Source organism: Microbacterium sp. AK031 (assembly GCF_024807145.1).
Taxonomy (GTDB): domain Bacteria; phylum Actinomycetota; class Actinomycetes; order Actinomycetales; family Microbacteriaceae; genus Microbacterium.
In genome coordinates this window covers 158,349-178,888 of the sequence record NZ_JANUCA010000002.1, presented here as the reverse complement: position 1 = coordinate 178,888, position 20,540 = coordinate 158,349, and the positions used below count along the sequence as shown (strand labels likewise).

Sequence of the window (20,540 nt, the reverse complement as noted above, 5' to 3'; positions counted from 1 at the left end):
CATGCGCACCCTGCTACCGCACGATGAACGGCAGGACGTGACGCTGAGACCTGCGGCGACGGCGAAGGTCTGGCTCGGCGTCGGCCAGGCTCACGAGACGGTTGCGGTGCCGGGCGTGGGCCTCGGCCACGGCGACGTGCTGGTCGCGATCGAGCTGTCGACCATATGCGGCTCCGACGTCCACACCATGCAAGGCCACCGGACGGCGCCGACGCCGCTGGTGCTCGGGCACGAGAGCGTCGGCCGTGTCATCGCGATCGGTGAAGGCGGCACGACTTCGGCCGATGGCGAACCGCTGCGCATCGGCGACCGCGTGGTGTGGTCGGTGACGGTGTCGTGCGGCACGTGCGACCGGTGCACGGCGGGCATGACCCAGAAGTGCCACACCTCGGCGAAATACGGTCACGTGCGGATCGGACCGCGGTGGGAACTGACCGGTGGATTCGCGAGTCACGTGCACCTGCGCGCGGGAACCACGATCGTGCGGGTGCCGGAGGCTCTTCCGGCTGCTGTCCTGGCGCCAGCCTCGTGCGCCACGGCCACAGCGTGGGCAGCGGTCGCCCGAGGTGCGGACGGCCGCAGCCTCGAGGGCAAGAGGGTGCTCGTTTACGGGGCGGGACTCGTCGGGCTCTCCGCTGTCGCGATCGCCGCAGACGAAGGTGCTGAGGTCACCGTCATCGACCCGTCCGCATCCAGGCGCACGTTCGCCGAGAGGTTCGGGGGAACCGCGGCCGTCGCCGCGACCGGTCCGGCGGACATCGTGATCGAAGCATCGGGGCACGCCGTCGCCGACGCGATCGCTGCGGCCGACGTCGGCGCCGCCGTCGTGCTCGTCGGCAGTGTCTTCCCGGCAGAGCCGGTGCCGCTCGACGCCGAGAGCGTTGTGCGGCGTCTGCTCACGGTGACCGGCGTGCACAACTACACCGGCACCGAGCTTGCAGCGGCGGTCGGTTTTCTCGCCGGCCGCGGACGCGCCTATCCGTTCGCCGATGTGGTCGGTGCAGTGCATCCGCTCGAAGATGTGGATGCGGCGGTCGCCGCGGCGGCGGCATCGGATGCGCCGCTGCGGGTCGCGCTCAACCCACGCTGACCGGCAGCGGATATCTCCGACGCAGGATCATCCGCTGCACGAGCGTCCAGACGACGGTGACGGTGAGGTAGAGCCCGGCGGCCAACGGCACGAAGACGACGAACACCGCGGTCAGGTAATGCAGCGCGCTCATCATGCGCAGCATCCCGGGCGATGACAGCGGGGAGTCGTCGACCGGAACAGGCCGGAACACGCGGCGGGTGATCTCGGCCACGACGATCATGATCGCGACCAGAGCGCCGTACACGACGAGCGTCGGCGCCGAGAACGCCCCGGTGGTCAGCATGCCCACGAGGCTCGTGCCGAGCGAGGCGCCGAACAGATCATGCGTCAGCAGATCGTTCGCGTGCCCTGCGATGTCGGTGCGCAGGAACAGCGTGTACAGGATGCCGATCACGGGCGCCTGCAGCAGCACCGGCAGGCAACCGGCGAACGGCGAGGTGTCCTCGTCCTTGTAGAGCTGCATGGTCTCGCGCTGCAGACGCTCGGGATTCTTCTTGTGACGCTTCTGGATCTCGCGCAGTTTAGGAGCGAGCCGGGCGCGGGTCTGCTCGGCCCGCGCCTGCGAGATGCCGACGGGGATGAGCAGTGTGCGGACGATGAGGGTGATGAGGATGACGGCGGCTGCGGCCGCCGCGCTGCCGGCGAGCGGTGCGAGCAGATCGGCGAGGCCGGTGAGGACGCCGTAGGCGGCGTCGAGGATCGCCGCGATGGGCGGAAACGCAAAGATGTCCAAGGGAAGTCCGTTCAGAGTGTGCGGGAAGGTCGCGAAATGCCGCGTTCCCGTCACGAACGGACGGTCACACGGCGCGCACGACTCCCGGCGCCCTGGGACGGGGATGGCCCGCGGCATCCGGATCGCTCTGAGAGAGCAGGACGGAACGGCCGATGGCGCGCAGCGGATGCGGAGCGGAACCCTGCCCGGTCTGCACCACGCCGAGCGTGATGGCGATCACGAGGGTCCAGGCGGCGAGCAGCGCGACGGCGAGACTGAGAGCTGCGAGGTCCAGCGATGCGAGGTCGGGCATGTTCACCAGCCCGAGCGCAGACAGCACGAACTGCATCAGCTGCTCGATCCAGTCCGCCATGTCATCGAGGGTATCAGCGGGCGGTTGGGGCGTAGCCTCGGAGGCATGAGCGACCTGCGTGAAATCCTCGGTGTCCGTCATCCGATCCTTCTGGGGCCCTTCGGAGGACTGTCGTCGATCGCGCTGACCACCGCGGTCAGCGACGCGGGTGGGCTCGGCGCTTACGGGCTGTACGGATACGACGGCGAGCGGATTCGGTCCACGGCAGCGGCGCTGCGCGAGGCGACAGGGCAGCCGTTCGCGCTCAACATCTGGCTGCCCACCGGCGACGAGGTCGAACCGGGTCCGCAGCACACAGTGTTCGCTGAGGCGCTGGAGCCGTTCTACGAGGCGGTGGGCGTCGACGTTCCGGCACGGCCCGGGAAGTATCTGCCGCCGCTCGACGAGCAGCTCGACGCGATCTGGGATGCGGCACCGGCCGTCCTCAGCGTCGTCTTCGGCGTGCCGTCGGCCGAGATCGTCGAGGAGGCGCATCGCCGCGGCATCCGCGTCGTGGGCACTGCGACGACGGTCGCCGAGGCGACGGCGCTGGACGTCGGCGGAGTCGATGCGATCGTCGCATCGGGAGCGGAGGCAGCCGGTCACCGCGTCTCGTTCCTGCGACCCGCTGAGGATTCCCTGGTCGGCACGTTCGCGCTCGTGCCGCAGGTTGTGGATGCCGTCTCGGTGCCGGTCATCGCGGCAGGTGGAATCGCCGATCGACGCGGCGCCGCTGCGGCGTTCGCACTGCGCGCATCCGGCGTGCAGGTCGGCACCGCGTTCCTCGCGACGACGCAGTCGGCGGCGACCGACGCGCACCGGGCGGCCATCCACGAGACCGCAGCCGATGAGAGCGTGCTGACCAGAGCCATGAGCGGTCGCCTCGCCCGTGGCGCCCGCAACCGCACGGTGCGGGCCATCGAGGCGAGCGGCACGATCGCACCGTTCCCGATGCAGAACTGGCTCACTGGAAAGTTCCGTGCCGCGGCCGGGGAGCAGAACCTCGGTGAGCTGCAGTCGCTGTGGCTGGGCCAAGCGGCCCCGCTTGCGCGGCTGGACGACGCGACCGAGGTGTTCGAAGAGCTGGTTGCAGGGCTGCCCGGCTCGGTCGGGCGGACTGCTGAACGGGTCAGAGGATGACAGTCGACTTCCCGTGCACGATCACGCGGTCCTCCGCGTGCCACTGCACGGCGCGAGCGAGCACCTGACGCTCGACGTCGGCGCCGCGGCTCTGCAGATCGGCAGCGGAATCGGCGTGCGAGGCACGCGTGACGTCCTGTTCGATGATCGGTCCCTCGTCGAGGTCGGCCGTCGCATAGTGCGCGGTCGCGCCGATGAGCTTCACACCGCGCTCCTTTGCCCGCGCATACGGGTTCGCGCCGATGAACGCTGGCAGGAATGAGTGGTGGATGTTGATCACCGGTGCGCCGACCTTCTCGATGAAGTCGTCGGTGAGGATCTGCATGTACCGCGCGAGTACCACCAGGTCGACGTTGCCCTGCAGGAGCTCGAGCTGACGCTGCTCCATCGCGACCTTGTCAGTGGACGGGATGTGCACGAACGGCACCCCGAAGGTGCGCACCGATTCGGCCAGGTCGGGGTGGTTGGAGATCACCATGGTGATGTCGATGTCGAGCTGACCGCGCTGCGTGCGCCACAGCAGCTCCATCAGGCAGTGGTCGTACTTCGAGACGAAGATGGCTACACGCTTGCGCTTGGCGACATCGTGCAGCGACCACTCCATGCCGAACCGCTCGGCGACCTTGTCCATGGCCGCCTCGAGTGCCGGGCGGGCGGCTGCAAGGCCGGGGAGTTGGATCACCGTGCGTTGGAAGAATCGGCCCACATCCGTCGAATGCTGGTCGAGCGAGATGATGTTCGCGCCGTGCTCGGCGAGGGCGCCGGCGACGGCAGCGACGATTCCGGGCTGGTCATCGCAGGCGATGAGCAGGCGTGCGGTGTCGGGCTGGGACATGGATGCTCCTTGCAGGGGTCTGCGTCGATTCTCTCTCGTCCGCGTCTGCCGTGACGAATCCAGCCCCGCAGCGGACCGCAGTGTCGATAGCCTGAGCGGATGACAGCGAGCGACTTCGGGTTGGTACTGATACCGCTGCTCGCTGTGGCCGCACCGCTGCTCGCCCGCGGCATCCGACCGGTGCTGCGCGTTCCGATCATCGTGTTCGAACTGGTGCTCGGCATCCTCTTCGGCCCGGCCGTGCTCGGATGGGCGGAACCGAGCCAGGTGCTCGACAAACTCAGCGACTTCGGCTTGGCGATGCTGTTCTTCATGGCCGGCAACGAGATCGACTTCCCCGCGGTCACGGGCAGACCGCTCGTGCGCGCTTCGCTCGGATGGCTGCTGAGCTTGGCGCTGGGCATCGCAGTAGGCTTCCTGATCGCACCGGATGAGGGCATGGTCGTGATCGGGATCGCCCTGAGCTCGACGGCTCTGGGGACACTCATGCCGATCCTCCGAGACGCGCGGGAACTCGATACGCCTTTCGGCAAGGTCATCACGACGATCGGCGCGGTCGGAGAGTTCCTGCCGCTGATCGCGGTCTCGATATTCCTCAGCACGCGGAAGACCCCCGTGGCCGCTGCCATCCTGCTGACGTTCGTCATACTCGCCGGAGCGGTGATCCTGGTCGCCCGCCGCGCACCTCATGGGCGGCTGCACGCTGTCGTGAGGGCGACACTGCACACGTCTGAACAGTTCGGGGTGCGGTTCGTGCTGCTGCTGATCGCCGGTCTGGTCGGGCTCAGCGTCGTCCTCGACCTCGACATGCTGCTCGGCGCGTTCGTCGCCGGCGCTGTCTGGCGCATCATCATGGCGCGGGCTCCTAAACCGGATGCCGAGGCGATCGAGAGCAAGATCGAGGCGATCGCGTTCGGCCTCCTGGTGCCGATCTTCTTCCTCTACACCGGTGTCACATTCGACCTCGACCTGCTCATCGCCTCGCCGGTCGCGGTCGCGATGGTGCCGTTGTTCCTGATCGCTCTGCTGGTGATCCGGGGCGCGGCCGCACAGCTGTCGGCTCCGAGCGGCGCGAGCGTGCGTGAACGCACGGCGATCGGGATGCTGGCGGCGACGGGGCTCCCGATCATCGTGGCCGTGACGGCCATCGGCGTGGACGAGAAGATCCTGGATCCGGCTATGGCAGCGGCCCTGGTCGGCGCAGGCATGCTTTCCGTGCTGGCCTTCCCGCTCATCGCGATGACACTGCGGGGAGATCGCGCCAGACTGGACGCCGTTGAACGAGACCTGCCGCTGGGGGAGCTGTGACGACGACATCCGAACTGCTGGCATCCGCGCGCGCGACGCTCGCCGGCGTGCCCAAGGAGGGGCTCGGCGAGGAACGCTCATCGCGCTGGCGCGGCGAGCGGATCGTGCGCGTGGGCGAGGCCTGGCACATCGGAGTGCTGCTGCTCACCGACGACAGGACCCTGGCGACGGCCGAGATCCTGCGTGCCGCCGATCTAGGGCGCCGTGGATACACCGCGGAATCGGCGCGAGCGCGGGCGGCGCGGCGGCAGCTGGCGTTGCGGGGCGGGTTCGACGAGGGCGACGTCGTCCATGTGGACTGGTCGGTCATCGACGTGGATGCCGTGGATGCCGGCGGCTCGTCCGGTCCGGTGGCATCGATCGACGGCATCCCGCAGGTGCGCTGGTCGAGATCCGGTGCATACATGCCGTTGGAGGCGTATCTGCGTGAGCGGATCGATCTGATGCGCGATGTCTGAGAGACCGGGAATACTCCCATACGCTATGCGTTGAGGTTGAGTGAAGCACGCTCAACTTTAGGAGAACGCAATGCCCAACGACTTCAGCGACAACGGCGCGAACTCGTTCGATGAGTTCCTCGCCCGCTATCTCGCAGGCGAGCGAGCCCGGCAGACCCGGTCGATCGACCTCAGCCGGTTCCTCACCGCGCGTACGCAGGAGATCCTGCAGAACGCGGGACGCATGGCGCTCGAACGCGGTCAGACCGAGCTCGACGCCCTCCATGTCCTGCGCGCGATCGTCGAGGACGCCACCGTCGCAAAGGCGATCGAACGCATCGGCGTGACACCGCAGCAGATCGTCGACGCCGTCGAGACCCGCCTTCCGGCGCCCGGCGCGCGCGCCGAGGTCGACGCCGCCACCATCACTCCGAGCGCGAGTCGCGCGCTGTTCCACGCATATCAGGTGGCACGTTCCTCGGGCGCGACCTACATCGAGCCCGCGCACGTCTTCTTCGCGCTCGTGCTCGGACAGGATGTGCCTGTCGGCCAGGTGCTCGCGCAGATGGGAGTGACGGCGGATGCCCTCACCGAGGCCGCGCGCGAGCACGTGGACGCACCGCTCGGCGCCGACGCTCCCGACGTAGGCGCACCGGCATCCGGCTCAGACATGCTCGACAAATACGGCATCGACCTGACTGCGCGCGCACGCGCAGGGGAGCTCGACCCCGTGATCGGTCGCAGCGACGAGATCGAGCAGACCATCGAGATCCTCAGCCGCCGAACGAAGAACAACCCGGTACTGATCGGCGAGGCCGGCGTCGGAAAGACCGCGATCGTCGACGGCATCGCCCAGGCGATCGTTGACGGCACCGTCCCGGTCCAGCTTGAAGGCCGAAGGGTGATCGCACTCGACCTGCCGGCCATGCTCGCCGGCACCCGCTACCGCGGTGACTTCGAAGAGCGGCTGACCAAGACCATGGACGAGATCGCCGCGCACAAGGACGAGGTGATCGTGTTCATCGACGAGGTGCACACGGTCGTCGGCGCCGGTGGATCCGGTGACGGCAGCATGGACGCGGGCAACATCCTGAAGCCCCGTCTCGCTCGCGGTGACCTGCACATGGTCGGCGCGACGACGCTCAAGGAGTACCGCCAGATCGAGAAGGACCCGGCGCTGGAGCGTCGCTTCCAGCCGGTGAAGGTGGATGAGCCGAGCATCGAGGATGCCGTGCGCATCCTCGACGGGCTGGCGGACGCGTACCAGGATCACCACCGTGTGACGTACACGGATGCTGCCCTGCGTTCCGCCGTCACCATGAGCGCCCGCTATCTGCCGGACCGCGTGCTGCCCGACAAGGCGATCGACCTGATCGATCAGGCCGGTGCCCGCCTGCGCCTGAAGCTGGGTCTTCCCGCCGACACCTCGGAGCTCATGACGGAGCTCGCCGACCTCGAGGCGCGCAAGAACGCGGCCGTCAGTGGCGAGCACTACGAGGAGGCGTCACGTCTGCGCGATGAGATCCTGCAGACACAGGCCCGCATCGACGCGGTGACGTCCGGTGAATCGACTGCCGTTTCCGCGATCGTCGACGAGCGCGAGATCGCCGAGGTGATCGCGCGTGCGACCGGCATCCCTGCCAGCCGTCTCACGGAAGGCGAGCGCGAGCGTCTCGCCGACCTCGAGGCCGATCTGCACGCGCGTGTCATCGGTCAGGACGACGCGGTCGCTGCGGTGGCGCGTGCAGTCCGCCGTAACCGCACCGGGATGGGTGATGCGCATCGTCCGGTCGGCTCGTTCCTCTTCCTCGGCCCGACCGGTGTCGGCAAGACGGAGCTGGCCAAGGCTCTCGCCGATCGTCTGTTCGACGACGAGACCGCGGTGATCCGGTTCGACATGAGCGAGTTCGGCGAGCGGCACACGGTGTCGCGGCTCGTCGGTGCTCCTCCCGGATACGTCGGCTACGACGAGGCAGGGCAGCTCACCGAGCGCGTGCGGCGCAACCCGTACTCGATCGTGCTGTTCGACGAGATCGAGAAGGCTCACCCTGACGTGTTCAACCTGCTGCTGCAAGTGCTCGACGACGGACGCCTCACCGATGGGCAGGGGCGCACGGTCGACTTCCGCAACACGGTGATCGTGATGACCTCGAACGTCGGCAGCGAGTTCCTGGCTTCGCGTTCGGGTGCGCTCGGGTTCGTGTCGTCGCAGGATGCTTCGGCGAACGGCTTCGCGTCGATGAAGGATCTGCGTGACCGCGTGATGGGCAAGCTGCGCGAGGCGATGCGGCCGGAGTTCCTCAACCGCATCGACGAGATCGTGCTGTTCCAGAAGCTCACTCGCGACGAGCTGGCACGCATCGTCCGCCTCATGCTCGAGGCGAGCTCGACCCGTCTGTCGGAGCGAGACATGCGCATCGATGTGTCCGATGCCGCAGTGGCATGGCTCGGTGAACACGGCTACGAGCCGGAGTTCGGTGCCCGCCCGCTGCGCCGCTTGATCCAGCGCGAGGTCGACGACCGCATCGCCGATCTGCTGATCTCGGGTGCTCTCGATGACGGCGGCGTCGTGCGAGTGGATGCCGCAGCCGACGGCCTCGTGGTCGAGGCGGCGGTGCACGCCTCCGCTTAGGCGAAGTTCTCCGCGAATCGACGCAGCAGATCCTCGCCGCCCACACCATGGGCGGCGAGGATCTCTGCTTCCACGGCGTCGAACGCCTCGGGGTCGAAGTATCCGTTGCCCCGGTAGAACGTCATCCGGTCGGCGAAGTCCCGCGGGCTCGGCTCTGGGTGGAATTGCGTCGCGTACAGTCCGGTGCCGACACGGTACGCCTGCACGGGGCAATCGTCGTTCGTCGCGAGCAGCACTGCATCCGCGGGTGCGGCGACAGCGCTCTCCTTGTGCGCGGTGAAGACGCTCAGGGCCGGTGCGCTGGGCCCGAAGACGGGGTCGGTCGCCGCGGCATCCGTCGTCTTGATCTGCGTCGCTCGGGTGGCTTCGGGGTGCGAGAGGGTCAGCGTGCCTCCGAGCATGCGGGTCACGACGCCGATCCCGAAGCACGTGAAGAAGGCTGCGGCATGACCGTCGAGCGCACGAGCGGCGATGCATTCGAGGTCGGCCTCGACGCGCTGCTGCAACGGCGATTTCACGGCATCCGTCACGTTGAACGGTGAACCGCCGATGACGAATCCGTCGTGACGGGCGAGCACCTCATCGGTGAGGGGACCCGCGAGCAGGTCGAACTGATCCAGGTCCTGGACGGCGAGCCCTCGCTGGAAGGAGACGTGCTCCGCCTCTGCTGCGCCGCGCTCCGGCCGCACGCAGACATAGAGAAGCGAAGCCATGACGATAACCTACCGTCGCTCAGCGCGAGGAGTTCGCGGTGCGTCCGCGCACGATCCCGACGAAGGTCTCGACGTCGGGGGTCGTGCGCTCTCTGGGCCAGGCGAGCGCGACCGTGGAGATCGGGCCTCCGCGCAGCGGTCGGTGGTCTGTGCCCTTGCGCTGATGCAGCCGCGCCAGCGACATCGGCACGATCACGATGCCGACGCCCGTGGCGACGGTGGCGATCGCATCGCCCGTGGTGGCGAGCGGAGCGAACTCGGGCGTCAGAACGCCGGGGATGCCGAGCGGACCGAGCACGTCATCGAGCGGCGTGATCAGCACCTCTCCGGCGAGATCTGACGGCTCGAGCTCGTCGACCGCGAGCAGATGCGACTCTGCGGAGGCGACGACCACGGCGATCTCGTCGTAGAGCGGAATCAGGTGCAGAGTGTCATCGTCCAGCGGAAGGCGGATGAGCGCGGCATCCAACTCGTCGATCGAGGCGCGCTGGGGCTCGGTCTCGATGGGCACGAGCTCCAGCGTGACGTGGGGCATGCGCTGCTTCCACGTGTCGATCCACCTGCCGGGAGTGGCTCCCGCAACGGCGCCGAGGCGGAACACACGCGGAGCTTCGCGCACGGGGCTCGAGTCGAAGACGACCTGATCGCGTGCGGCGGACTTCTTCCCCGACGGCGAGGGGGTGCGCGACGGCGTCCTCGCGGAGGCGGGACGCTTCGCGGAGCCTCCGCGCCCGCGCTGTTTCACCATGGATTCAGGGTACCCGCGCCACGGCGGAGACCACACCACGGCGAATTCACATCGCGTTCACGAACCAGTTGCGTTCGCGATCCACGGGCGACGCCTCCCGCGCCTTGACTGTCGCAGTCGGCCGTCCCGCCGATCCTCACCCTGCACTGTCACCGAAAGGTCCACCCCATGCAGTTCACCCTGAAGCGCGGCCTCGCAATCGCCGCCGGTCTCACGCTCGCGTTCGGCCTCGCCGCCTGTGCCCCCTCGCCGGCTGCCTCCGACACCGAGGGCGATGCCACTGCCGCGGAAGGCACATTCGCCTCCGGCAGCGCCGACAAGCTGATCTTCGCCGTGCTGCCCGACCATGAGGGCGCCGACCAGGACGCCCAGCCGATCGCCGACTGGATCGCCGAGATCACGGGCAAGGAGGTCGAGCTCTTCCAGGCCACCGACTACACCGCCGTCGTGCAGGGCCTCGCCGCAGACCAGATCGACATCGCGCAGATATCCGCGTTCACCTACTACCAGGCGCAGAACGCGGGCGCGGACATCGAGCCCATCGGCGCGCAGATCACCCAGGAGGGCGCCGAGCCCGGCTACTTCTCGGTCGCGGTCAGAAATCCCGCCGCCGCTGACGTGACCTCGCTCGCAGACTTCGCCGACCAGCCCGTCTGCTTCGTCAACCCGACCTCCACCTCCGGTTTCGCGGTTCCGATGGGCGGTCTGCTCGAGGCCGGCGTCACCGTCGCCGACGACGATCGTCTCTTCGGTGAGGAGCACGACCTGAACGCGAAGAAGGTCGCCGAGGGCACCGACTGCCAGGTCGGCTTCGCCCAGGACATCGACGCCGACCCGCTGATCACGTCGGGCGAGCTCGTCGAGGTCGAGCGCGTGCAGGTGCCGGCCGCACCGATCGTGCTGCAGGCTGCACTGCCGCAGGACGTCAAGGACCAGCTCTTCGACGCACTCGCCGACAGCACCCAGTCCGACCTGACGGACGCGGGCGTCGAGCTCAACGAGTTCCTGACCGATGGCTGGTTCGGCTTCGGTGCCGTCGACGACGCGTACTACGACCTCATCCGCACGCTGTGCACCGAGATCGCTGACGAGGTCGAGGCCTGCCGGGCGTGACCCCTCGCACCCCGACGAAATCGACTCAGGAGTATTGATATGACGAGCAGTGACACCCCCGCCGTCCGGATCACCGATCTGGGAAAGACGTACCCCGGAGCCGGGAAACCGGCTCTGGAGGGGGTGTCACTGTCCGTCGAGCCTGGGGAGATCGTCGTTCTGCTGGGTCTCTCCGGATCCGGCAAGTCGACGCTGCTGCGTCACGTCAACGGCTTGGAGACGCCGACTGAGGGCGCAGTACAGTCCCTCGGCCAGACTGTTTCGAGCCTGCGGGGACGGTCGCTGCGGGCGCTGCGCGGCCGCATCGGTTTCATTTTCCAGCAGTTCGAGCTCGTCGGCGCGCTGACGGTCCTAGAGAACGTGCTGACCGGAGGGCTGTCGACCCTCAGAGGACCGCGCGTCGGCATCAAGACGTTCCCGCGCCGCATGCGGGAGAAGGCGCTCGGTCATCTCGACCGCGTCGGCCTGCTCGACTTCGCCTACCAGCGTGCCGACAACCTCTCCGGAGGTCAGCAGCAGCGCGTCGCAATCGCTCGCGCTCTCATGCAGGATCCGGAGATCCTGCTCGCCGACGAGCCCGTCGCTTCCTTGGACCCCGAGTCGAGCAGCCAGATCATGTCTCTCATCAGAGAGATCGCGGCCGAGCGCTCTCTGACCGTCATCTGCTCGCTCCATCAGGTCGATCTCGCCTTGAGCTGGAGCGATCGGATCATCGGACTGCGCGCCGGCTCGGTCGTGCTCGACACCCGCACAGACGATCTCAGTCGCGAAGAGGTGATGGAGGTGTACGGCCGCGTCGCCACGACGACGAGCGAGATCGCCGCACTCGACGACGAGCTCGCAGAAGCGCGCGCACAGGTGCTCCGCGAAGAGCTTCGCCGGAAATCGGCTCGCGAGAACTTCGCCGAGGAGATGGCGAACGAGGAGCCCGCATGACACTGCTCGCTCCACCCGCGCCGCCCGCCCTCGCAGAGCGCGTGGCTGCAGTTCCACGGCCGGCCCCTCGGCTGTCCACGATCGTCTCCTACGGCGCCATCATCGCGATCCTCGGTCTCGGCGTCTGGTCGTTCATCGCGCTGGACTACAGCATGAAGAGCATGGAGACCACCGGGAAGAACATCACCCGGTTCCTCAACATGGCGACCCCCATGCAGTGGCCGGGCTGGGATGTCGCAGGCCAGCGGCAGGCGGATGGGGCGACGGCGTACGTCACCACGTGGGTCGGCTTCGAGCCGATCTGGCAGATGTTCCTCACGATCATCATCACCCTCGCGCTGGTCGTCGCCGGCACCGCGCTCGCCGCCGTGCTCTCGATCCCGGTGGCCTACGGGGCCGCGCGCAACACGACGCCGAATCTCACCGTCATGGCGCTCTGCCGTGGCATCGGCGTCATCGCGCGTGCGATTCCTGATGTCGTGTTCGTCGTCATCTTCGCCTTCCTCTGGTTCAACTCCGGCACGTTGCCCGCGATCGTCGCGATCGGGTTGCACTCCGTGGGCATGATCTCGAAGATGTTCGCGGATGCGATCGAGCAGACCGAGGAGGGACCGCGGCTCGCGATTCGTTCCGCCGGAGGCTCGAAGTCGCAGGAGTTCTGGTCGGGCGTCGTTCCTCAGGTCCTCCCGGCGTGGGTCGCGGTGACGCTTCACCGCGCCGACATCAACCTGCGAGGGACGGTCATCCTCGGCGTCGTCGGAGTGGTCGGCATCGGCTACGAGCTGGACGGCGCGCTGCACGGCGGCCCCGCCGGCATGCGCCGTGTCATTCCCATCGTGGTCATCATCATCGCGCTGTGCGTCGTCTTCGAGATCGTCTCGTCGCTGCTGCGCACCCGGCTGCTGAACGTCCAGCCGACCGGCAAGGGCGTAGGCGACACGGTCGCTCGTGCAGTCGCCAGACGGAACCCGAAGGGTGCCGAATCGGCACAGCCGGAGCGCACGAGAACTCAGGACCGCAACGCGCGGATCGAGGCAGCGATGCACCGCCCATGGGATCGGAGTCGCATCAGCAACACGCTCTGGGTGTGGCTGGGTATTCTCGTCGTCGTCGGCGCGTTCGTGTACACGGTGCCGGATGTCGCCAAGATGCTCACTCCGGCCTGGGATCAGATCGTCAGCGAAGAGCGTGACCGGGCCATCTGGCCACCGCACTTCGGCAGCCGCGACTGGGCGGACGTCCTCGCTGCAGTGATGACGACCATTCAGATCGCCTTCGCGGCGACGCTCATGGCGACCATCGTCTCGGCGATCGTCGGACCGCTCTCAGCCCGCAACGTCGCCCCGAACAGCTGGGTGCGCAACCTGTTCCGCGGCATCGCGCTGTTCATCCGTGCGATCCCCGACCTCGTCGTCGCGATCCTGTTCATCATCGCCGCAGGGATCGGGCCACAGGCCGGTGCCCTTGCACTCGGCATCGGCGGCGTGGGACTTCTCGCGAAGCTCATCGGAGATTCGATGGAAGAGGTGCCGAACGGCCCGGAGCGCGCATTGGTGGCGGCGGGAGGCACTCGCACGCAGGTGTTCTTCTCATCGACCATGCCGATGTCGGTGCCGGCGATGGTGAGCCATCTGCTTTACCTGCTCGAGCAGAATATCCGCTCGGCGACGCTGCTCGGCATCGTCGGCGCAGGCGGAATCGGCTTCCTGCTGCTGAACGCGCTGCAGGGGCGTCACTTCGACGAGGTGCTGGCGTACGTCCTCGTCATCATCGCGATGGTGGTCGTCGTCGAGTCAGCCTCGATCCTCATCCGACGCGCTCTGAAGTAGCGTTCACGGCGTCACGCCGCAAGCCACAGCCCTTTCCGGTCGGTGGCGATCCGCAGGCCGGCGGCGACGATCTCGTCGGCACCGATCCGCGCGCCGCGAGCGATACGTGCGCCTGCACCGATCTCGGTGCGGACGCCGATGTGCGCGCCATCACCGACGGCGGCCCCCTGACCGATGTGCGCGTGCGCATCGATGTAGGCGTTGTCGCCGATCACGGCATCAGGTTCGACCCACGCGCCGCGGGCGACCTTCGTTCCCGCGCCGACGCGCGCTCCTGGTTCGACATAGGCGCCGGCTTCGACAACAGCCTTCGGGTGCACCTTCGCGCCGTGCGCGACGAGACCGCGGCCGTTGACGTGCTTGCGATAACGCAGCGTGGAGCCCTGGTCGTCTTCGATATCGATGTAGTTCTTACCCAAGATTCCTCCCGTATCCGGACATCTCCGGATATATGAACAACCACGGGATGGGCGAATTCATTCCCGAACGGAGATGGTGCTCACCGCTGGCAGTTCGGACACCAGAAGGTGACGCGTTCGCGGGTGGGATCGGCGCCCTGCGCGCCACGACGGATGAGTGTTCCGCAACGCCGGCACGGGCGGTTGGCACGGCCGTATACCCAGGTGCTCTGTCCCGGTCTGTCGACTCCGGTGAAGGTGCGGTTCGAGCGCAGCCTGTTGGCGCGGATGGTGCGCGCGCCGAGGTCGAGGAGGGCCCTGACGTCCACATTCGGCGTCAGGGTCGTCGGCAGGATTCCACGCAGGAACAGCAGTTCTGCCGCGTACTCGTTGCCGAAGCCTGCGACATTGCGCTGGTCGAGAAGGGCGACGTGGATGCTGCGGATGTCGGCGTCGAGACGGCGCGCGGCTTCGGCGAGATCCCAGTCCTCTGAGAGCGGGTCGGGGCCGAGATGCGCGAGCAGCTGTTCTTCCGTGCTGGTGGGGATGAGTTCGACTTCGGCGATGTCGATGCCGACGGCTTCGCGATCGTTCGTGCCGACGATCGCGCGGACCTTGAAGTCCGGATGCCGCCACCTCTCGCCGGGGCGGTAGAGGAGCCACGCGCCGTCCATGCGCAGATGGGAATGCAATGTCTGATCGCCGATGCGCATCAGCAGGTGCTTGCCCCGGGAGGCGCATCCGCGAATGGTCCTGCCGGTCAGATCAGCGGTGGCGAAGGCGGGGACGCGAAGGTCGAACCGGGTCACTGCTCCGCCGGCCAGCGCTTCATGGAGTCGCAGCGCGGTGCGGAAGACAGTGTCGCCTTCAGGCATGGGAGGCGGGAGGCGGTTCGACCGCCTGCGGCGGTGGGGTCGCGCGCTCGGTCAGGGAACGCGCGAGAATCGTGGATCCCGCCACGGCGGCCGGCATCGTGACGATGGCGCCGAGCGGGACGAGGAAACACAGCTGCGTCGCCACGCCGAACCCGATGACCCTGGCCCGCCCGGACCGCAGCAGTTCGGAGCGCGAAAGGGTGGTCAGTCCGCGTGCGTCGAAGGCGCGGCCGGTGAGTTCCCGCGCGACCAGGCGGCCTGACAGGATCACTCCGATGACGGAGGCGAGCACTCCGCCGACCACGGGGACGAATCCTATGACGATCGTGAGCAGCGCCACGAGGATTCCGAGGACGATCAGGCGGATGCCCTCGCCGATCGTGGTCAGCAGCCCGGTGTCTCCGGTGGGCTCAGGGCCTCCGAGCGAGCGCTCGATGCCGCGCCAGATGCGCTGGTAGAACGGGTCGCCGATCGTGAGCGTGAGGGCGGTGAACACCGCGCCGGCGAGTGCCAGGGCGGCGATGAGGATGACAGCGCCGAGGCTGAAGCGCAACAGTTCCTGCCAGGGGCTGACCCAGCCGTCGGCGAACGGTGTGATCCACTCGGTGAGTGGTCCGAGAGCGAGCGCGAAGGGAATCAGCGCACCCGCGAGAAGCACGAACGCGATGACCGCCGGGATCAGTCCGAGCGCAAGCAGCTTCGTATGCGTGCGCCACATGCCGAACCCCCGGCCGAGGATCCGGACGCCGGCGAAGAACTCTCGGAACATGGCTCCAGCGTACCGATCGCGCTACAGCGCCTTGCGCAGGGCGAAGCCGCGCGGGGTCGCCACGAAGCCGGCCTCCTGCAGAGCCATCGCGAAGTCGGTGCCGTAGATCGCCTCGCCGTTGATCTTCTCCACCGTGAGCGTCTCGAGTCGGCGCGCGCGAGAGGTCGCGACCAGATCGGATGCCGCGGCTCGCAGCAGTTCCGGATCGTCGTCGAACGCGAGCACGGTGCGCCCTCCCCGCTCGAGGTAGAGCACGAGCGACCCGTCGACGAGCACGACGAGGCCGCCCGCTTTGCGTCCTGGGCGATGCGACACGCCCTCGCGCCGCGGCCATGCGAGCGCCGCGCCGTACGGGTTCGCAGGGTCGGTCGCGGCGAGTGTGACAGCTCTGCGCGGCGCCGGGTCGGCGAGGGCTGCGAAGGTGCGGAGGCGATCGACCGTGGCGGATGCCGCGAACTGCGCCGCCCCGAGCTTCTCGATGACATACCCGCGTCGGCAGTGCCCTGCCTCTTCGAAACCGGCCAGCACCCGGTATGCCTGGGCGAATCCGCCGGGGACGCCCTCGGCCTGCACTGCACCGCGAGTGACGACGCCGTAGCGGTCGAGCAGCAGTCCTGCGCTCACGGTGGCGCGACGCGCCGCATCCGTCTCGGCCGCCGGCAGCAGCGACCACCGCCCACCCACCGCTGTCGGCCGAGCGGGAGTGCGCGCCAGGGACATGCCGCGATACGTGCGAGTGCGAGGCGCGCGTCGGGTCACCCGGTGCGCCTGCGACCCGCCGGCGAGCAGCGACCGGATCGGGGCGAACGTGTCATTGGTGACTCTGCTCGACCAGGTGAGGTTCCACAGCGACTCGAGCACCGACTGCTCGTTCTCGGCGCCGGTCATCTCGCGCAGCTGTGTGGCGAAGTAGGCGCCGCCGGCGCTCAGCGCGCTCAGCAGCTGAGATTCGAGGGAGTCGGGCGCGAGTTCGTCTTCCGGGTCGGGCAGCGTGAACGGTGCCAGATCTGCAGGATGCAGGGACACCCATCCGTCGCGCCCCGGCAGCGTGCCGTGCCCCGACCAGATGACCTCGCCGCTGGCGGTCAGCTCGTCCAGCAGCGCCGGCGTGTAGTCGCGAACGCGGGAGGGCAGGATGAGCGACTCCCACGCGCTGGCGGGGATGGGCACGCCGGCGAACTGCTCGATCACCGATACGACGCCGTCGAGTCCCTCCAAGGGCCTCCCGAGATGCTGCCATTCGGGCAGGAACCGGGCGTACGCCTCGGGGGAGACCGGTTCGACGCTGCCGCGGATGGCGGCGAGCGAGCGCATCCGCAGGCGTCGCAGCACCTCGGTGTCGCACCATTCGATGTCGGATCCGCTGCCGGCCGCTTCTGGCAGGAAGTAGCCGCTGGTGAGGCGACCGGCGTTCTCCAGCCGCTGCAGCGTGTGCCGGGCGACGGCCGAGCCGATGCCGAAGCGGAGCGAGACGGCATCCGTCGTGAACGGGCCGTGCGTGCGCGCGAATCGGGCGACCAGGTCGCCGAGTGGATCGGCGAAAGGCTCGAGGAAGGCGACCGGGATGCCGGTGGGCAGAGCGACGCCGAGCGCGTCGCGGAGGCGTCCGGCGTCCTCGATCGCGGCGACATGAGGGATGCCGGCGATCGTGACAGGGATCGCTCGACGGGCGGTGATGAGGTCGTCGAGGTGCTGCTGCGCGGTGATCTCTTCCTCCAAGCGCAGCGCGACCTCCGCCGCATCAAGCGGCCCCAGCATCCGGAGCAGGTCGGCGACGCCCTCCAGCCCTCGTACGCGACGCTCGGGGTCGAGGCGCTGCGCCTCCTGCTCCCACTGGGCGAGCACATCAGGGTCGAGCAGCTCGCGCAGCTCGACGGTTCCGAGGAGCTCGCCGAGCAGTGCCGGATCGACCGACAGCGCGGCCGCTCGACGCTCGGCGAGTGGTGAGTCGCCCTCGTACATGAACGCGCCGACATAGCCGAACAACAGGTCGCGTGCATACGGCGACGGTTGCGCGGGCTCCGTTTCGACCAGTCGCACCTTGCGCTCGGCGATGGCGTTCGTGAGCCGTCTCAGCGACGGCAGGTCGTATACGTCCTGCAGCACTTCGCGCAGCGTCTCGAGGATGACAGGGAACGTGGGGTGGCGCCGTGCGACCTCGAGCAGCTGCGCGGATCGTTGGCGCTGCTGCCACAGCGGCGTGCGCTTGTTCGGGTTCATGCGCGGCATCAGCAGGGCACGTGCAGCGCACTCGCGGAACCTCGAGGCGAATAGGGCAGAGCCGCCGACCTCCTCGGTGACCACGTGCTCGAGCTCGTCGGGGTCGAACACGAACAGTTCGGCGCCGGGCGGCTCAGCATCGGCATCCGGGATTCGCACGATGATGCCGTCGTCGCTCGCCACAGCCGACCCGTCGACGCCGAGGCGCTCCCTGACGCGCGCGTTGATCGCGAGCGCCCACGGCGCATGCACCTTCATCCCGTATGGGGAATGAAGGATGACCCGCCAGTCGCCGACCTCGTCTCGACCGCGCTCGACCGTCAGCGTGCGATCGGTTGGGAGGGTGCCGGTGGCTTCACGCTGCTCGCTCAGATGCGCGAGCAGGTTGATGCGCGCCTGTCCGTCCAGACCGGCCTCGATCAGGCGCTGCGCGGCCTTCTCCGGGGCCGCGGTCGAGACCTCGCGGGAGAACTTCCCCAGTGCCTCACCGAGCTCGTAGGGGCGGCCGATGCCGTCGCCGTGCCAGAACGGCACCTTGCCCGGCTGGCCGTATGCGGGCAGCACGTTGACACGGTCGTGGGTGATCTCGGCGATGCGCCAGCTCGTCGTGCCGAGCGTGAAGACGTCGCCGACTCGGGACTCGTAGACCATCTCCTCATCGAGCTCGCCCACTCGGCGGCCCGCTCCCTCGCCGGCCACGAACACACCGAACAGGCCGCGGTCGGGGATCGTGCCGCCGCTGGTGACGGCGATCCGCTGCGCGCCGGGCCGTCCCGTGAGAGTGCCGGCGTCGCGATCCCAGATGACACGAGGGCGCAGCTCCGCGAACTCGTCAGAGGGGAAACGCCCAGCCAACAAATCGAGGGTCGCTTCGTAGGCCGAGCGGGGGAGCGACTGGAACGGCGCGCTGCGCCGCACGGTCTCGAACCACTCCTCGACGCTGATCGGCGTCAGGGCACAGGCGGCGACCGTCTGCTGCGCGAGAATGTCGAGCGGGTTGCGCGGCACGGCGATCGCCTCGATCTTGCCTGCCAGCATCCGTTCGGTGACGATCGCAGTGTGCAGCACGTCGCCACGATGCTTGGGGAAGAGCGCGGCGCGACTGATCTCGCCGACCTGGTGGCCGGCGCGTCCGACGCGCTGCAGGCCGGATGCCGCGGACGGCGGCGCCTCCACCTGGATGACGAGGTCGACCGCGCCCATGTCGATGCCGAGTTCGAGGCTGCTCGTCGCGACGACGCAGCGCAGGATGCCGGACTTCAGCTCTTCCTCGACGAGGGCACGCTGCTCCTTGGAGACCGACCCGTGGTGCGCCTTGGCGAGCACGGCATCCGCCCCAGCGGTGGATCCGGCCTGCGCCATCATCGCGGCAGGAGGCCCCGTGGGTTCCGGAACGGGCACCCCGATGCGTTCGGCGTAGATCTCGTTGAGCCGGCCGGTGAGGCGCTCCGCCAAACGACGCGAGTTGGAGAAGACGATCGTGGACTTGTTCTCGAGGATGCGATCGACGATCGCCTCCTCGACGTGCGGCCAGACGGATCCCGTGACCTCGGTGTACTCGGCCGGATCGTCGCTCGTGAGCGGGGCACCGGGCGGGGGAGGCGGGTTGGTCATATCATCCATCGGCACGACGACCGACAGGTCGAATGTCTTGGATGCCTTAGGCGCGACGATCTCGACGGGCTCGGAGCCGCCGAGGAAGCGAGCCACCTCGTCGATTGGGCGCACCGTCGCCGACAAGCCGATGCGCTGTGCGGGCGGGGTGTCTTCGCGGCCCGCTCGGCGCAGCGCATCCAGCCGCTCCAGGCTCACGGCGAGGTGTGCGCCACGTTTGGTCGCGGCGACGGCGTGCACCTCATCGATGATCACAGTGTGCACGTCGCGCAGAGTCTCGCCGGCACGGCTCGTGAGCATGAGGTACAGCGATTCGGGAGTGGTGATGAGAATGTCGGGCGGGTCGGAGACGAGCTTCCGGCGGTCGCTCGAGGTGGTGTCTCCGGATCGGACGCCGACGCTCACCGCCGGGGCCGCCAGCCCCAGCCGGCGGGCGGACTGCCCGATGCCGACCAGGGGGGAGCGCAGGTTGCGCTCGACGTCGACGCCCAGCGCCTTCAGCGGTGAGATGTAGAGGATGCGTGTGCGGGCAGTGCCTTTCGCGGGGACCGCATCTCCAGCATCCGTCCGCTCGCGGAAGACGCGGTCGATGGCCCAGAGGAACGCAGAGAGTGTCTTACCCGACCCTGTCGGGGCGACCACGAGCGCATGCCTGCCTGCCGAGATCGCATCCCACGCGCCCGCCTGCGCCGGCGTGGGCGCAGTGAAAGCCCCCCGGAACCAGTCCTGTGTGGCGGGGGTGAAACGGTCGAGCACATCGCTCATCCCTCCATCATCGTCTGTGGGTGGGACATCGGGCTGTCTCCTCATCTCGGA

At 68.3% G+C, this 20,540-nt stretch carries 17 protein-coding genes; 8 read left to right on the top strand and 9 right to left on the bottom strand.

The annotated features are described in order from the left end of the window. The first annotated feature begins 1 nt into the window (after position 1). Positions 2-1,090, top strand: coding sequence for an alcohol dehydrogenase catalytic domain-containing protein (locus tag HDC95_RS06150; RefSeq protein WP_259062408.1), 1,089 nt, complete (start codon positions 2-4; stop codon positions 1,088-1,090). Here the strand turns inward: HDC95_RS06150 and HDC95_RS06145 are convergent. Next, positions 1,077-1,826: a YidC/Oxa1 family membrane protein insertase gene (locus HDC95_RS06145; RefSeq protein ID WP_259062836.1), complete on the bottom strand. Its 750-nt coding sequence runs from the start codon at positions 1,824-1,826 to the stop codon at positions 1,077-1,079. The genes HDC95_RS06150 and HDC95_RS06145 overlap by 14 nt on opposite strands. A 64-nt stretch (positions 1,827-1,890) precedes the next feature. Then, complete coding sequence (locus HDC95_RS06140) at positions 1,891-2,178, bottom strand: DUF6412 domain-containing protein (protein ID WP_259062406.1); 288 nt, start codon at positions 2,176-2,178, stop codon at positions 1,891-1,893. A 45-nt stretch (positions 2,179-2,223) separates the two neighbouring features. On the opposite strand from HDC95_RS06140, the gene HDC95_RS06135 reads away from it, so the two are divergent. Beyond that, complete coding sequence (locus tag HDC95_RS06135) at positions 2,224-3,297, top strand: nitronate monooxygenase family protein (protein WP_259062405.1); 1,074 nt, start codon at positions 2,224-2,226, stop codon at positions 3,295-3,297. Here HDC95_RS06135 and purU read toward each other — a convergent pair. Then, on the bottom strand, positions 3,287-4,132 hold the full coding sequence (gene purU / locus HDC95_RS06130; protein ID WP_259062403.1) for a formyltetrahydrofolate deformylase: 846 nt from the start codon (positions 4,130-4,132) through the stop codon (positions 3,287-3,289). The genes HDC95_RS06135 and purU overlap by 11 nt on opposite strands. 99 nt (positions 4,133-4,231) lie before the next feature. On the opposite strand from purU, the gene HDC95_RS06125 reads away from it, so the two are divergent. From HDC95_RS06125 to HDC95_RS06115, 3 genes are all read left to right on the top strand, one after another. Further along, a complete protein-coding gene (locus HDC95_RS06125) occupies positions 4,232-5,440 on the top strand; it encodes a cation:proton antiporter (RefSeq protein WP_259062401.1) in 1,209 nt (402 codons plus the stop codon). Further along, positions 5,437-5,898 (top strand): glutaminase, encoded by a 462-nt coding sequence (locus tag HDC95_RS06120; RefSeq protein ID WP_259062400.1) that lies wholly within the window; start codon positions 5,437-5,439, stop codon positions 5,896-5,898. Before HDC95_RS06125 ends, HDC95_RS06120 begins: the two co-directional genes overlap by 4 nt. A 70-nt stretch (positions 5,899-5,968) precedes the next feature. Further along, a complete protein-coding gene (locus HDC95_RS06115) occupies positions 5,969-8,509 on the top strand; it encodes an ATP-dependent Clp protease ATP-binding subunit (RefSeq protein ID WP_259062399.1) in 2,541 nt (846 codons plus the stop codon). Here HDC95_RS06115 and HDC95_RS06110 read toward each other — a convergent pair. After that, complete coding sequence (locus HDC95_RS06110) at positions 8,506-9,222, bottom strand: glutamine amidotransferase-related protein (RefSeq protein ID WP_259062398.1); 717 nt, start codon at positions 9,220-9,222, stop codon at positions 8,506-8,508. The genes HDC95_RS06115 and HDC95_RS06110 overlap by 4 nt on opposite strands. A gap of 19 nt (positions 9,223-9,241) precedes the next feature. Continuing rightward, positions 9,242-9,970, bottom strand: a complete 729-nt coding sequence (locus HDC95_RS06105) for a LysR family substrate-binding domain-containing protein (RefSeq protein ID WP_259062397.1) — start codon at positions 9,968-9,970, stop codon at positions 9,242-9,244. 168 nt (positions 9,971-10,138) lie between these two features. On the opposite strand from HDC95_RS06105, the gene HDC95_RS06100 reads away from it, so the two are divergent. The 3 genes from HDC95_RS06100 to HDC95_RS06090 are packed head-to-tail and all read left to right on the top strand — an operon-like array spanning position 10,139 to position 13,848. Further along, complete coding sequence (locus HDC95_RS06100; RefSeq protein WP_259062396.1) at positions 10,139-11,083, top strand: PhnD/SsuA/transferrin family substrate-binding protein; 945 nt, start codon at positions 10,139-10,141, stop codon at positions 11,081-11,083. 39 nt (positions 11,084-11,122) lie between these two features. Further along, positions 11,123-12,019: a phosphonate ABC transporter ATP-binding protein gene (gene phnC, locus HDC95_RS06095; protein WP_259062395.1), complete on the top strand. Its 897-nt coding sequence runs from the start codon at positions 11,123-11,125 to the stop codon at positions 12,017-12,019. Further along, positions 12,016-13,848 (top strand): ABC transporter permease, encoded by a 1,833-nt coding sequence (locus tag HDC95_RS06090; RefSeq protein ID WP_259062394.1) that lies wholly within the window; start codon positions 12,016-12,018, stop codon positions 13,846-13,848. Before phnC ends, HDC95_RS06090 begins: the two co-directional genes overlap by 4 nt. Positions 13,849-13,859: 11 nt before the next feature. On the opposite strand, the gene HDC95_RS06085 is transcribed toward HDC95_RS06090, so the two are convergent. From HDC95_RS06085 to HDC95_RS06070, 4 genes are all read right to left on the bottom strand, one after another. Next, positions 13,860-14,267, bottom strand: coding sequence for a transferase (locus HDC95_RS06085; protein ID WP_259062393.1), 408 nt, complete (start codon positions 14,265-14,267; stop codon positions 13,860-13,862). Positions 14,268-14,347: 80 nt separating this feature from the next. Further along, complete coding sequence (locus HDC95_RS06080) at positions 14,348-15,121, bottom strand: DNA-formamidopyrimidine glycosylase family protein (RefSeq protein ID WP_259062391.1); 774 nt, start codon at positions 15,119-15,121, stop codon at positions 14,348-14,350. Continuing rightward, on the bottom strand, positions 15,114-15,890 hold the full coding sequence (locus tag HDC95_RS06075) for an EI24 domain-containing protein (RefSeq protein ID WP_259062390.1): 777 nt from the start codon (positions 15,888-15,890) through the stop codon (positions 15,114-15,116). The genes HDC95_RS06080 and HDC95_RS06075 overlap by 8 nt, the downstream gene beginning before the upstream one ends. A gap of 21 nt (positions 15,891-15,911) precedes the next feature. After that, complete coding sequence (locus HDC95_RS06070) at positions 15,912-20,489, bottom strand: ATP-dependent helicase (protein WP_259062389.1); 4,578 nt, start codon at positions 20,487-20,489, stop codon at positions 15,912-15,914. Positions 20,490-20,540 lie beyond the last annotated feature (51 nt).